The organism is Variovorax trehalosi (assembly GCF_051216415.1).
In the GTDB taxonomy this organism is placed as follows: domain Bacteria; phylum Pseudomonadota; class Gammaproteobacteria; order Burkholderiales; family Burkholderiaceae_C; genus Variovorax.
Genome location: NZ_JBPJZG010000001.1, coordinates 821896 through 834682 on the forward strand (window position 1 = coordinate 821896; position 12787 = coordinate 834682).

Annotated in this window: 13 protein-coding genes; 10 read left to right on the forward strand and 3 right to left on the reverse strand. The window is 66.0% G+C overall.

The window, feature by feature from the left end:
* The first annotated feature begins 50 nt into the window (after window positions 1–50).
* From urtA to ACSFA7_RS03880, 8 genes are all read left to right on the forward strand, one after another.
* Window positions 51–1316 (forward strand): urea ABC transporter substrate-binding protein, encoded by a 1266-nt coding sequence (gene urtA / locus ACSFA7_RS03845; RefSeq protein ID WP_435498156.1) that lies wholly within the window; start codon window positions 51–53, stop codon window positions 1314–1316.
* A gap of 152 nt (window positions 1317–1468) precedes the next feature.
* Entirely contained in the window at window positions 1469–2383 is a 915-nt protein-coding gene (urtB, locus tag ACSFA7_RS03850) for an urea ABC transporter permease subunit UrtB (RefSeq protein ID WP_435498157.1), read from the forward strand.
* Between the two features lie 31 nt (window positions 2384–2414).
* Entirely contained in the window at window positions 2415–3611 is a 1197-nt protein-coding gene (gene urtC / locus ACSFA7_RS03855; RefSeq protein ID WP_435498158.1) for an urea ABC transporter permease subunit UrtC, read from the forward strand.
* Window positions 3612–3626: 15 nt separating this feature from the next.
* Entirely contained in the window at window positions 3627–4370 is a 744-nt protein-coding gene (urtD, locus tag ACSFA7_RS03860; RefSeq protein ID WP_435498159.1) for an urea ABC transporter ATP-binding protein UrtD, read from the forward strand.
* A gap of 15 nt (window positions 4371–4385) precedes the next feature.
* Complete coding sequence (urtE, locus tag ACSFA7_RS03865; protein WP_257860511.1) at window positions 4386–5075, forward strand: urea ABC transporter ATP-binding subunit UrtE; 690 nt, start codon at window positions 4386–4388, stop codon at window positions 5073–5075.
* A gap of 24 nt (window positions 5076–5099) precedes the next feature.
* Window positions 5100–6332, forward strand: a complete 1233-nt coding sequence (gene fmdA / locus ACSFA7_RS03870; RefSeq protein WP_435498160.1) for a formamidase — start codon at window positions 5100–5102, stop codon at window positions 6330–6332.
* A gap of 15 nt (window positions 6333–6347) precedes the next feature.
* Window positions 6348–6692 carry a zinc ribbon domain-containing protein gene (locus ACSFA7_RS03875; RefSeq protein ID WP_435498161.1) on the forward strand — a complete coding sequence of 115 codons (345 nt, stop codon included), beginning with the start codon at window positions 6348–6350 and terminating at the stop codon, window positions 6690–6692.
* Window positions 6693–6843: 151 nt separating this feature from the next.
* Entirely contained in the window at window positions 6844–7194 is a 351-nt protein-coding gene (locus ACSFA7_RS03880; protein ID WP_435498162.1) for an alpha/beta hydrolase, read from the forward strand.
* A 250-nt stretch (window positions 7195–7444) separates the two neighbouring features.
* Here the strand turns inward: ACSFA7_RS03880 and ACSFA7_RS03885 are convergent, their stop codons facing one another.
* Both ACSFA7_RS03885 and ACSFA7_RS03890 read right to left on the reverse strand, forming a co-directional pair.
* Complete coding sequence (locus tag ACSFA7_RS03885) at window positions 7445–9070, reverse strand: phospholipase D-like domain-containing protein (RefSeq protein ID WP_435498163.1); 1626 nt, start codon at window positions 9068–9070, stop codon at window positions 7445–7447.
* A 46-nt stretch (window positions 9071–9116) separates the two neighbouring features.
* Window positions 9117–9800: a class I SAM-dependent methyltransferase gene (locus tag ACSFA7_RS03890; RefSeq protein WP_435498164.1), complete on the reverse strand. Its 684-nt coding sequence runs from the start codon at window positions 9798–9800 to the stop codon at window positions 9117–9119.
* 141 nt (window positions 9801–9941) lie between these two features.
* Between ACSFA7_RS03890 and ACSFA7_RS03895 the strand changes: the two genes are divergently transcribed.
* Window positions 9942–10862 carry a MurR/RpiR family transcriptional regulator gene (locus ACSFA7_RS03895; protein ID WP_435498165.1) on the forward strand — a complete coding sequence of 307 codons (921 nt, stop codon included), beginning with the start codon at window positions 9942–9944 and terminating at the stop codon, window positions 10860–10862.
* Here ACSFA7_RS03895 and ACSFA7_RS03900 read toward each other — a convergent pair.
* The gene (locus ACSFA7_RS03900; RefSeq protein ID WP_435498166.1) at window positions 10799–11659 is read right to left on the reverse strand and encodes an HAD-IIA family hydrolase; all 861 of its coding nucleotides are present in this window, start codon (window positions 11657–11659) and stop codon (window positions 10799–10801) included. The two genes, ACSFA7_RS03895 and ACSFA7_RS03900, sit on opposite strands and share 64 nt — an antisense overlap.
* A gap of 184 nt (window positions 11660–11843) precedes the next feature.
* Here ACSFA7_RS03900 and ACSFA7_RS03905 point away from each other — a divergent pair, with 184 nt between their 5' ends.
* The gene (locus ACSFA7_RS03905) at window positions 11844–12779 is read left to right on the forward strand and encodes a phosphate/phosphite/phosphonate ABC transporter substrate-binding protein (RefSeq protein ID WP_435498167.1); all 936 of its coding nucleotides are present in this window, start codon (window positions 11844–11846) and stop codon (window positions 12777–12779) included.
* The last annotated feature ends 8 nt before the right edge of the window (window positions 12780–12787 follow it).

Here is a 12787-nt window from a genome sequence, read left to right on the forward strand (position 1 = left end):
TGCGCGGCTCACCCTTCCCAACCTGCTTCTCAACCTGCCTGGAGTTCCTGATGTCGCGTGATTCCGATCCTTCTCTCGATGCCCTGGCCTTGCGCCGCCGCCGCCTTCTGCAGGGCGCCGCCGCCTTGCCCGTGATGGGCCTGAGCGGCCTGAGCTTCGGCCAGTCGCAGTTCCCCACCGCCAAGGTCAACACCACCAAGCTCGCGGTGACCGACACCGAAGTCACGGTGGGCCAGCTGCATTCGTCCACCGGCACCATGGCCATCTCGGAGACCGGCTCGATCCAGGCCGAGCAACTGGCCATCGACCAGATCAACGCGATGGGCGGTGTGCTGGGCCGCAAGATCAAGGTCATCAAGGAAGACGGCGCCTCCGACTGGCCCACCTTCGCCGAGAAGTCGAAGAAGCTGCTGGTCAACGACCACTGCGCCGCGGTGTTCGGCTGCTGGACCAGCGCTTCGCGCAAGGCCGTGCTGCCGGTGTTCGAAAAAGAGAACGGCCTCCTGTACTACCCGACCTTCTACGAAGGCCTGGAGCAGAGCAAGAACGTGATCTACACGGGGCAAGAGGCCACGCAGCAGATCATCTGGGGCCTGGACTGGGGCGCGAAGGAGAAGAAGGCCAAGACCTTCTTCCTCGTCGGCTCCGATTACATCTGGCCGCGCACCTCGATGAAGATCGCGCGCAAGCACATCGAGAACTTCCAGAAGGGTTCGGTCAAGGGCGAGGAGTACTACCCGCTGGGCCACACCAACTTCAACTCGCTGATCAACAAGATCAAGGTCGCCAAGCCCGACTGCATCTTCGCAGCGGTGGTGGGCGGCTCGAACGTGGCCTTCTACAAGCAGCTGAAGGCCGCGGGGATCACCGGCGACAAGCAGTTCCTGCTGACGCTGGCCGTGACGGAAGACGAAATGACCGGCGTGGGCGGCGAGAACTTCGCGGGCTTCTATTCGTCGATGAAGTACTTCCAGTCGCTGGACAACGAGAACAACAAGAAGTTCGTGGCGGCGTTCAAGGCGAAGTACGGCAAGGACGCGGTGATCGGGGACGTGACGCAGGCGGGCTATCTCGGGCCGTGGCTGTGGAAGGCTGCTGTGGAGAAGGCCGGCAGTTTCGACGTGGACAAGGTGGTGGCGGGTTCGCCGGGCATCGAACTGAAGACGGCGCCCGAGGGCTACGTGAAGCTGGATGCGAACCACCACCTGTGGAGCAAGGCGCGCATCGGGCAGGGGCAGTTGGACGGCACGTTCAAGGTCGTCGCCGAGTCGGCCGAATTGATCAAGCCCGATCCGTTCCCCAAGGGCTACCAGTAATTCTTTGCCTTTCTCCCTCCCCCTCTGGGGGAGGGCAGGGGTGGGGGCAAGCGGCCGTTGATGAAGCCTTGCGCTTGCAAATGCCGCCTGCCCCCATCCCAACCTTCCCCCAGAGGGGGAAGGAGCCAATACCCAACACCGGAATCGTTGCCATGACTCTGTCGGACATGATGAACATCGGCCTCATGCAGGGCTTCGCGGGGCTGAGCCTCTTCGCGGTGCTGCTGCTCATGGGCCTGGGCCTGGCAATCATCTTTGGCCAGATGGGCGTCATCAACATGGCGCATGGCGAGTTCATGACCATCGGCGCTTATTCGATCTACCTCGCCGCGCAGGTGACGGAGCGGATGGCGCCCGCGTTCATGCCGTACTACTTTCCGATCGCCATCGGCCTGGCGTTCGTGTTCGCCTTCATCGTCGGCTGGCTGGTGGAGTGGGGGCTCATTCGCCATCTCTACAAGCGCCCGCTCGACACGCTGCTCGCTACCTGGGGCGTGAGCCTCGGGCTGCAGCAGATTTTTCGCACCTTCATCGGCCCGAAGGAAGTGAGCCCGACGCTGCCCGAGTGGCTCATGGGTTCCTGGACGCCGCATGAAGGCCTGGACATCCCGATCAACGGCCTCTTCGTGCTCGCGCTCACCACGCTGGTCACGGGCGGCGTGCTCATCGCGCTGCACAGGAGCCGCTGGGGCCTCAGGGTGCGTGCCACCGTGGCCAACCGCACGATGGCCAACGCCACCGGCATCGACACCAAGAAGACCGACCGCCTGACCTTCGCCATCGGCTGCGGCATTGCCGGCATGGCGGGCGCGGCCTTCACCACCATCGGCTCGACCGGGCCGACCTCGGGCTCGCTCTACATCGTCGATGCGTTCCTGGTCGTCACCTTCGGCGGCGCCGCGAGCTTGCTGGGCACCGTGGTCTCGGCCTTCGGCATTGCGCAGACGCAGTCGATCTCCGAGTTCTTCATGACCGGCTCGATGGCCAAGGTGCTGACGCTCTCTTTGATCGTGCTGATTTTGATGATGCGGCCGCAGGGCCTCTTCGCAGTCAAGGTCCGCCGCTGATGAACCCGATTTCTTCCTGGAGAACGTTCCGATGAATTTCATCAAGGCCTCGATCCTGCGCTACCAGCTGGGCAGTCTCCTGCTGCTGGTGCTGCTGCTGGCGGTCGTGCTGCCGCTCTCGCTCGACATCTTCCGCCTGAACCTCGTGGGCAAGTACCTCACCTACGCGTTCGTCGCCGTGGGGCTCGTGATGGTGTGGGGCTACGGCGGCGTGCTGAGCCTGGGGCAGGGCGTGTTCTTCGGCATCGGCGGATATGCGATGGCGATGTTTCTCAAGCTGGAAGCCTCCGACCCGATCACCACCAAGATCCAGTCGACGCCCGGCATCCCGGACTTCATGGACTGGAACCAGATCACCGAGCTGCCCACGCTGTGGCTGCCGTTCAAGAGCCTGCCGCTGAGCCTCGCGCTGGTGGTGCTCGCGCCGATGGCGCTGGCCTGGCTCGTGAGCTTTGCGATGTTCAAGCGCCGCGTGGGCGGCGTGTACTTCGCGATCATCACGCAGGCGGTGGCGCTGATCTGCACCGTGCTCATCATCGGCCAGCAGGGGTACACGGGCGGCGTCAACGGCATGACGGACCTGAAGACGATGCTGGGCTGGGACACGCGCACCGACAGCGCCAAGTACATCCTCTACTACGTGTGCGTCGGCCTCCTGGTCGCGAGCATCGTGCTGTGCCGCTGGATCCAGACCAGCAAGCTCGGCACGCTGCTGCTCGCGATGCGCGACAAGGAAGACCGCGTGCGTTTCTCGGGCTACGACGTGTCGAATTTCAAGGTCTTCATCTTCTGCCTGGCTGCCGGGCTCTCGGGCATCGGCGGCGCGATGTTCGCGCTGCAGGTGGGCTTCATGTCGCCGAGTTTCGTGGGCATCGTGCCCTCCATCGAGATGGTGATCTTCTGTGCGGTCGGCGGGCGCATGAGCCTGGTGGGCGCGGTGTACGGCGCGCTGCTCGTGAATGCAGGCAAGACGCTGTTCTCGGAGAGCTTTCCGGACCTGTGGCTCTTCCTGATGGCCGGGCTTTTCATCGGCGTGACCATGGCTTTCCCGATGGGGCTCGCGGGCCTCTGGGAGGAAAAGATCCGGCCTTGGTGGAAGGGCCGCCGCGAGGCGCTGCGCCAGGCCGCGGTGCAGCCGCCGCCCGCCATGCCGATGACGCCGCCGGCCCCGTCGACCGCATCACCCGAACCCCACCTGCCCGAGGGTGTCGGCAGCCAACGCGCCTGAACCCGGAACACCTTCATGAGCAACACAGACTTCGCGCTCGCCGTGGAAGACCTCACCGTCTCCTTCGACGGCTTCAAGGCCATCGACGACCTGACGCTCTACATCGACCGCAACGAGCTGCGCGTGATCATCGGCCCCAACGGTGCGGGCAAGACCACGCTGCTCGACCTCATCTGCGGCAAGACCAAGGCCAGCGCCGGCAGCATCAAGTTCAAGAACACCGAGCTCACGAAGATGGCTGAGCACAAGCGGGTGCGGCTGGGCATCGGCCGCAAGTTCCAGACGCCGTCGATCTACGAGAACCTGAGCGTGTTCCAGAACCTGGAGGTGTCCTTTCCGAAAGGGCGCTCGGTGTTCGGCGCGCTGGCCTTCAAGTGCGACGACGAGGTCAAGGCCAAGGTGCAGGCGGTGGCCGAAGACATTGGCCTCGCCGACAAGCTGCGCACCGAGGCCGGCCTCCTGAGCCACGGCCAGAAGCAGTGGCTGGAGATCGGCATGCTGCTGATGCAGGAGCCCGAGTTGCTGATGCTCGACGAACCCATCGCCGGCATGAGCGCGCGCGAACGCGAACTCACCGCCGACCTGCTCAAGCGCATCTGCCAGAACCGCGCGGTGATCGTCATCGAGCACGACATGGCCTTCGTCAAGCAGATCGCGCACAAGGTCACCGTGATGCACCAGGGAAAGATCCTGGCCGAAGGGCCGATGGAGAAGGTGCAGGCCGATCCGAAGGTCATCGATGTCTACCTGGGGCACTGAACCATGAGCAACATCATGCTGAAGGTCGACGACCTGCACACCGCCTACGGCCAGAGCGAGGCGCTGCACGGCATCTCGTTCGTGGGCCATGCCAACGAGACCGTCGCGATCATGGGTCGCAACGGCATGGGCAAGACCACGTTGTTCAAGAGCCTCATGGGGGTGCTGCCGATCAAGAGCGGGCGCATCGAAGTGGCGGGGCAGGACGTGTCGCGCGACGAGAGCTTTCGTCGTGTGGCCAAGGGCATCGCCTATGTGCCGCAGGGCCGGATGATCTTTCCGACGCTGACGGTGGAAGAGAACATCCAGACGGGCCTGGAGAACTCGAAGACCAGGCGCATTCCCGAAGAGATCTACGCGCTCTTCCCCGTGCTGTGGGACATGAAGCGCCGCAAGGGCGGCAACCTCTCGGGCGGCCAGCAACAGCAGCTCGCGATTGCACGCGCGCTCGTCACCGACCCCAAGGTGCTGCTGCTCGACGAGCCCACCGAGGGCATCCAGCCTTCGATCATCAAGGACATCGCCAAGGCGCTCAACGAAATCCGCAAGCTGCGCGGCATCACCATCGTCGTGTCCGAGCAGGTGCTCAGTTTCGCGATGGACGTGGCCGACCGGCTGTTCGTCATCGAAGGCGGCCGCCTTGTTCACGAGACGGCGCGCGACAAGACCGATGTCGATCACATCAAGGCCTATCTCTCTGTCTAACCACAACCCCAGGAGCCACTGCAAATGACGGACACGCTGATCAAGGTCGACCTGACCAAGTCCCCCACGGAGAACGAGAACATCCACAACCGCTGGCATCCGGACATCCCGATGGCCTGCTGGGTCAACCCGGGCGACGACTTCATCCTCGAGACCTTCGACTGGACCGGCGGCTTCATCAAGAACAACGACAGCGCCGACGACGTGCGCGACATCGACCTGAGCACGGTGCACTACCTCTCGGGCCCGGTGGGCGTGAAGGGCGCGGAGCCCGGCGACCTGCTGGTGGTCGACCTGCTGGACATCGGCGCGAAGCAGGACAGCCTCTGGGGCTTCAACGGTTTCTTCTCGAAGAAGAACGGCGGCGGCTTCCTCACAGATCACTTTCCCGAAGCACAGAAATCGATCTGGGACTTCAAGGGCATGTTCACGAGTTCGCGCCACATTCCGGGCGTCAACTTCGCGGGGCTGATCCATCCCGGCCTCATCGGCTGTCTGCCCGACAAGCCGATGCTCGACATGTGGAACGAGCGCGAAGGCAAGCTCCTCGCCACCGACCCGGACCGCGTGCCCGGTCTCGCCAACCCGCCTTTCGCAGGCACCGCCCACATGGGCAAGATGACCGGCGAAGCACGCGCCAAGGCTGCAGCCGAGGGCGCGCGCACCGTGCCGCCGCGCGAGCACGGCGGCAACTGCGACATCAAGGACCTGTCGCGCGGCTCCAAGGTGTTTTTCCCCGTGTACGTCGATGGCGCGGGCCTGAGCGTAGGCGACCTGCACTTCAGCCAGGGCGACGGCGAGATCACCTTCTGCGGCGCCATCGAGATGGCGGGCTGGGTGCACATGAAGGTCACGCTCATCAAGGGCGGCATGGCCAAGTACGGCATCAAGAACCCGATCTTCAAGCCCAGCCCGATCACGCCGCAGTACAACGACTACCTGATCTTCGAAGGCATCTCGGTCGACGAGAGCGGGAAGCAGCATTACCTCGACGTGAACGTGGCCTATCGCCAGGCGTGCCTCAACGCCATCGAGTACCTGAAAAAATTCGGCTACTCGGGCGCGCAGGCCTATTCGATCCTGGGCACGGCACCGGTGCAAGGCCACATCAGCGGTGTGGTCGACGTGCCGAATTCATGCGCGACGCTGTGGCTGCCCACGGGCATCTTCGACTTCGACATCAACCCGAACGCCTCGGGCCCGGTGAAGATGATTGACGGCAGCATCGACATGCCGTTGTCGCACGACCTGCGCTGAAGAAGAAAAAGAGCCATGCCGACCTACGACTACGCCTGCGGGCAATGCGGCGGTTTCGATGCGCTGCGGCCTTCGGGCCTGCGCGACGAGCCGGCCGCATGCCCCGACTGCGGATGCGCTTCGCCGCGTGTACTTTCGGCCGCACCGCGGCTTGCGCTGATGGCTTCCGGCACGCGCAGTGCGATGGAGACCAACGAACGTGCGCGGCATGAGCCCGGGAGCTCCCGCGACTACGCGCGCTTCAAGCATCCGGCAGGTTGCGGCTGCTGTTCGGGGTCGTCCCGCCGCAGCGCGACGGTGACCGCGCCGAGCGGTGCGAAGTCGGCGCCATCGACGCGCCCATGGATGATTTCGCACTAGTGCCGCGTTAGCAAATCGGGGTGCACCGCGGTTCGGTGCAAACCCCGATTGTTTCAATCTCGTGAACGCCGCGATTCCTTTTGCCGCGGTTTTTTGGAGGCCTTCAGGATCAAACTTCTCCTCACCAACCAACCGATTGAAGGAGATTGAAATGAATGCCTCGAAGATCCTCGCTGCTGCTGCTCTCTCGCTCCTGGCTGCCGCCGGTGCGCAAGCAGAAACCTATGACGGCGTGCACACCGTGAACTCGTCGGTGTCGCGTGCAGAAGTCGCTCCGCAAGCTGTTGCCGCCGCTCGCGCCGGCAACGAATACGGCGACGGTGCCACCGCCGGTGCGCAACCTTTCACCTCGACCGCGAACCGCGCGACCATCCAGGCTGAAGCCGTTGCCAAGGCCCACGATCCGTTCGCGAGCCTCGACCGCCGCGCTTACTACCGCGACGAAGTGCCTGCTGCCTACAAGAAGCCCAGCGTGTCGTTCACGCGCCAAGCCGGCCTCTGAGAAGGTGTGAACGAATCCGTCATGCCCGCTCATCCCGCCCAGACCCACCCGCTCGGCGTTGCAAATGCTCGCCATAGCCCGAGCTATGGCTGTGCTTTGCGCCTTGATCGGGCGCGCCTGGGCGGGCTGCTCGGGCACGCCGAATTCATTCACACCTTCTGATCCGATCGTTCTGATCGGCACCATGAAGAACGGGCCCTCGGGCCCGTTTTTTCGTTTCTGCCGCTGACCGGGTTTCAGGCCCCGGGCCTCACAGCAGCGACTCCGGAATCAACAGCGACTGGATGTAGAGCTTCATCCGCATCGACAGATCGGCCCCCGGCTCGCTGTCGGACACCTTCACGGGTTGCGGGCCGTCCACCCGCCACCATTCGAGCTCGAACCAGCTGCCCGGCTTGAGCTTTACCTGGTAGGACGCGTGGTCCTTCAGTTGCTGCAGGAAATCGTGCGCTTCCTTCGCAAGCGGGGGGCTGTCGATGAGCAGGCCGAACTCGGTGTTCAGCGCGGCGGAGCGCGGGTCCATGTTCACCGAGCCGATGAAGAGCCGGCGGTTGTCGATCACCGCGGCCTTGGTGTGCAGCCGGATGCGCGTGCCCTCGCCGATGTTGCCGGTGAACAGGGTGCGGCTCGGGTCGGGATGGATTTCGAAGATCTCGACGCCCGCACGCAGCAGGTTGTCGCGATAGCGTCGGTAGCCGGTATGCACCACCGGCTCGTCGGTGGCGGCGAGCGAGTTGGTGATGAGGCTCATGCGCACGCCCCGGCGGACATTGCTCTCCATGCCTTCGAGCGCCAGGGGGCCGGGCACGAGATAGGGCGAGGAGATCAGCACCTCCTCGCGCGCGCCGTCCAGGGCCTCGCTCAGCAGGCGGCGGCTGCTGTCGAGCAGGGCGCCGCTGGGCAGGCGGGCGGGTTCGGGCTCGCCCCAGGCCTTGGCGGGTGAATCGGCAAAGGCCTGCGCCGTGCCGGGCACCAGCTTCACGCGGCCGGCCGCCAGCTCGTCGCCGATGGTCACGCGGCCCAGCGGGTCCACGTTGCGAAAGGGCACGGGCTCGGGCGTGTCGGCGCCGTCCACGGCGGTGTCGAAGGCGCTGCGCAATGATTCGGGGGCCTGCGTGGGCCGCAGCACCGACGCGGCGGTGCGCACCTGGGGGGCGTTCCAGTAAGCGTCGAACACGTCTGACATCTGCGGCACCACGGCGCCGGCGACAAGCACGTCGTAGTCGAAGAAATTCGAGTCGGTGCCGCGCATGAAGTACTCGTCGCCGAGGTTGCGCCCGCCGGCCACCGCGAGCACGCCGTCGGCCACGAAGAGCTTGTTGTGCATGCGGCGATTCACGCGGGCGAAGTCAAAGAGCGCGGCCGCGAAGCGCGCGGCCTGCCCGCCGCGCGTCGGGAAGGGATTGAACAGGCGCACCTCGATGTTCGGATGGGCGCCCACGCCGTTGAGCAGCGCCTGCACCTCCTCGGTGTAGAGGTCGTCCACCAGCAACCGCACGCGCACGCCGCGCCGGGATGCGTCGCGCAATTCGCGCAGCACCAGGCGGCCGGTGGCGTCGTTGTGCAGGTGGTAGTACTGCAGGTCGAGCGAGCGGCGGGCGCCGCGCAAGAGGGCAAGCCGGGTGTCCATGCTCGCGAGGCCGAGCATCAGTCGGAAACCGCTCGCGCCCGGCTCGGCGCCGGCCATCGAGGCGGTGGCGATGCGGTCGAGCGGTGTGGCCGGAACCTGGACGGGCAGGGCGGTGGTGTGGCTGCGCGCGCCCTCGTCCGGCAGGGTGGCGCACCCGGCCAGTGCGAGTGCGGCAAACGCGGCGGTGGCGGCGAGCGCGCCGCGGCGCAGCCATCCGTGGAATCTGCTGGTTCTCTGTTGCTTCATGGCGCCCCCTGTGGACCGATCGGATTCTGCCTCCGGCGCCAGGTGCTCAGGTGTCGATGCGCCGATAGGTCAGCAGCCGCCCCCGGTACGCCACGCGGCCCACCGCGGCGCGCTGATCGAGCCGCTCCTCGCACATTCCGAAGCCTTCATCGGCCATCTGCCGGTTGAAGGCGGGACGGTTGCCGCGGTCGGGGTCCACGATCCACACCTGCGCGGCCGGGCTCGCGTGGCGTCCGATGAAGGCAGCCAGCAGGCCACCGGCATCGCGCTCGTACAGCAGGTCGCTGCCGATGATGAGGTCGTACGCGCCCTGCACGTCGCCCTCGGCGCCGGTCTCGCGCATGCCCCAGTGGCCGCGCCGGTATTTCATCGGCGGCAGCGCATTCAGCCGAATGTTCTCCAGGAGAAAGCCCGCCGTCAGCGGATGGCAGTCGCTCGCGGTCATGTCGTTGCCGCGGCGGTGGCCGACCAGGCTCGCGAGTGCGAGGCCGCAGCCGATCTCCAGCACGCGCGCGCCCGTCACCACGGGGTGCGTGGCCATGCGCGCGGCCAGTTGAGCGCCCGAGGGCCAGAGCAGCCCGAACATCGGCCACGCCGCCGAAGAGATACCTTGCGCGGCAGCGGCGCCCAGCGGGTCGGTGTATTGCTGGCGGTCGAGCAGCGACCGGATGACCAGGTCATCGGCACCCGCGATGGCGATGCGTTCCAGCTTGATTCGGTAGCCCGGCATCGGAAGGGGTGCGGGGCCTCGCGGGCGAGGCCTCGGAGCAGCAAAGGTGGGCCCAGTATGCGCGCCGCCCGCGCAGGACCTGTGCGCGCCGGCCGCGCGGGCGCATGAAACCGCCATCGTGGGCGGGTAAGCTCGCGGCCCATGAAGCGCAACAGCACCTCCCGATCCGCCAGCCCCAAGGCCACCGGCATGCCGCCGCCCCAGTTGCCGGACGGCCAGGTTTCTGCAGTGCTGGCGCGCATCGAGACTCTGTGGTCGTCGCTCGGCCCGGTGGGCCAGCGCATCGCCGATTTCATCGTGAAGAACCCGCGCGAGGTGGTCCACATGTCGGTGAGCGAGGTGGCCGAGCGCACCGGCTCCAGCGAAGGCAGCATCGTGGGCCTGTGCAAGAACCTCGGCGCCACCGGCTTCCAGCAGATCAAGATCGCGCTCGCACAGGAGATCGTGCGGCCGGTGCAGTTCATCCACGAAGACCTCGATCCGCAGGACAAGGCCGACGCGGTGATCCGCAAGATCTTCCAGAGCAATGTGCAGACGCTGCACGACACGCAGGCCACGCTCGACGCGAAGGCGATGGAGCGCGCGGTCAAGCTGTTCCGCAAGGCCGAGCGCATCGAGATCTACGGCATCGGAAGCTCCGCCACCATTGCCGAAGACGCGCACTACCGCATGCTGCGCATCGGCCTGAACGCCAAGGTGGTGGTCGATTCGCACGTGCAGGCCATCAGCGCCTCGCTCACCGATTCGAAGGTGGCGGTGCTCACCATTTCGCACTCGGGCAGCACGCACGAGACGGTCACGGCCACGCGGCTTGCCAAGGAGGCGGGCGCCTCGACGGTGTGCATCACCAACTTCGGCAAGTCGCCGATCCAGGCCTTTGCCGACGTGGTGCTGTTCACCATGGCGCGCGAGACCAGCTTTCGCACCGAGGCGATGACCAGCCGGCTCGCGCAGCTGGCAATCATCGACGTGCTGATCGCCTGCCTGGCGCTCTCGGACTACGACACCTCGGTGCGCACATTGCGCCAGACCTTCGACGTGCTCTCGCTCAAGCGGTACTGAGCAGCCGCGTCGCGCACGGGCATCGACGGCCGGAACAGCCCGGCCACGGTGGGCGCGACCGCCCCCGGCGCCTGCCCCACCAGCAGGCAGGCCATGCCGAGCCGCGCGGCGCCTTCGGCATCGGTGAGCGGGTTGTCGCCGATGACCACGGTGCTTGCGGGCTCTGCGCCCAGGCGGCGCAGGCCTTCCTCGAACAGCAGGGGCGCGGGCTTGCCGATCACGCGCCACGGCTGCACGCCGCTCGCGGCGATCACGGCTGCGAGCAGCGAACCTGTCTCGGGCACCACGCGGCCTTGCGGGCCGGGGTGCGTGGCGTCGGCATTGCTCACCATCAGCTTGGCGCCGCGCAGCAGTTCGTTCGCGGCGGCCGCCAGGCGTGTGTGGCTGAAGTGCATGTCGAGCGCGAGCAGCACGAAGTCGGCTTCGGCCTGCACCAGGTCGCAGCCCTCGGCACGCGCAAAGCGCTGCAGGGCGATGCTCCCGATCAGCAGCACGCGCGCGCCGGGGTGCTGCTGTGCCAGCTGCCGCACCGCCAGCTCGCCGGCCAGCACGATGCGCCCGGGCGGCACGCGCAGGCCCAGCCGGCGCAAGCGTTGTGCAAGGCCCTGGGCCGTGTGCGTGGAGTTGTTGGAAACGATGGCGTAGCGGTCGTGAAAGTGCGCGAGCAGCTCGGCCGCGCCGTCGATCGCTTCCTGCTGGCGCACCAGCGTGCCGTCGAGGTCGACGAGCAGGTGGCGGGCCTGGGTGAGCCATTCGCCGTTCGCTGTTGCCATTGCTGTCTTGAAATTCGTGCTCATGGATCTCCGGTATCGGCCGACCGGTATCTCGGCCATGGCGGCGGATTGTATTGAATATTGCTCAGTTGATTTGTGATTTTGTATTGAGCTAATTTCATTTTCTTGTCATCTTTGGTTTCTAAGCTCACCGGCATCCGAGCGCTGAACCCGCTCGCCACCCCGATCCGAAACCAAGGAACCGATCATGAACAAGCTCCTGGCCGTCGCGGCCGCAGCCCTCTCGCTCTCCGCAGCGCTCAGTCTCCCGGCGCATGCGCAATCCGTGGCCGACGGCTCGCGCGAGCACCCGCTGCGCGTGCTGCTGATTCCCGCCGACGGCGGCACCGAGTCGGGCACCAAGGCCGACTACGCGCCCGTCTTCAACGCCATCACCCGCACCACCGGCCTGAACTTCGACCTGAAGGTCGGCCAGTCGTACGGCGCGGTGGTCGAGGGCATGTGCAACCAGCTCGCCGACATCGCCTTCTTCGGCCCCGTGTCGTATGTGCAGGCCCACAAGCGCGGCTGCGTGCAACTGCTGGCCGTGGGCGTGGAGAAGGGCGCCTCGGTGTACTACGCCGGCATGTTCGCCAAGGCCAATGCGCCCATCGCCGCCATCAAGGACGTGAAGGGCAAGCGCGTGGCCTTCGGCGACGTCAACTCGGCGTCGAGCTTCACCTTCCAGGTCGCGATGCTGATGGACGCGGGCATGGACCCGGCCAAGGACCTCTCGGCCATCCGCATGACCGGCAGCCACGCCAGCAGCCTGGCCGCGCTGGTGCAGGACCAGGTCGACGTCGCCTCGCTGTCGTTCGACTCGTACGAGAAGGCTGTGAAGCAGGGCGCGGTCGATCCGAAGACCGTGAAGGTCATCGCCAAGAGCATCGCCATTCCGTACCCGCCGCTCGCACTCAATTCCAAGCTGCCCGAGCCGCTGAAGGCCAAGCTGAAGGACGCCTTCCAGACGGTGAACAAGGCCCCCGGCATCACGCCCGACATGATCCGCGGCTACGGCGGCGGCAAGATCGACGGCTACGACACCAGGTTCTCGGAAGACGAGTTCAACGTCGCCGCCGAGAAGCTGGGCCTTTTGACCGACGAACTCAAGGGCCGCATCCTCGCCAAGGCCGCGGAGCGTTGAGCACGGCC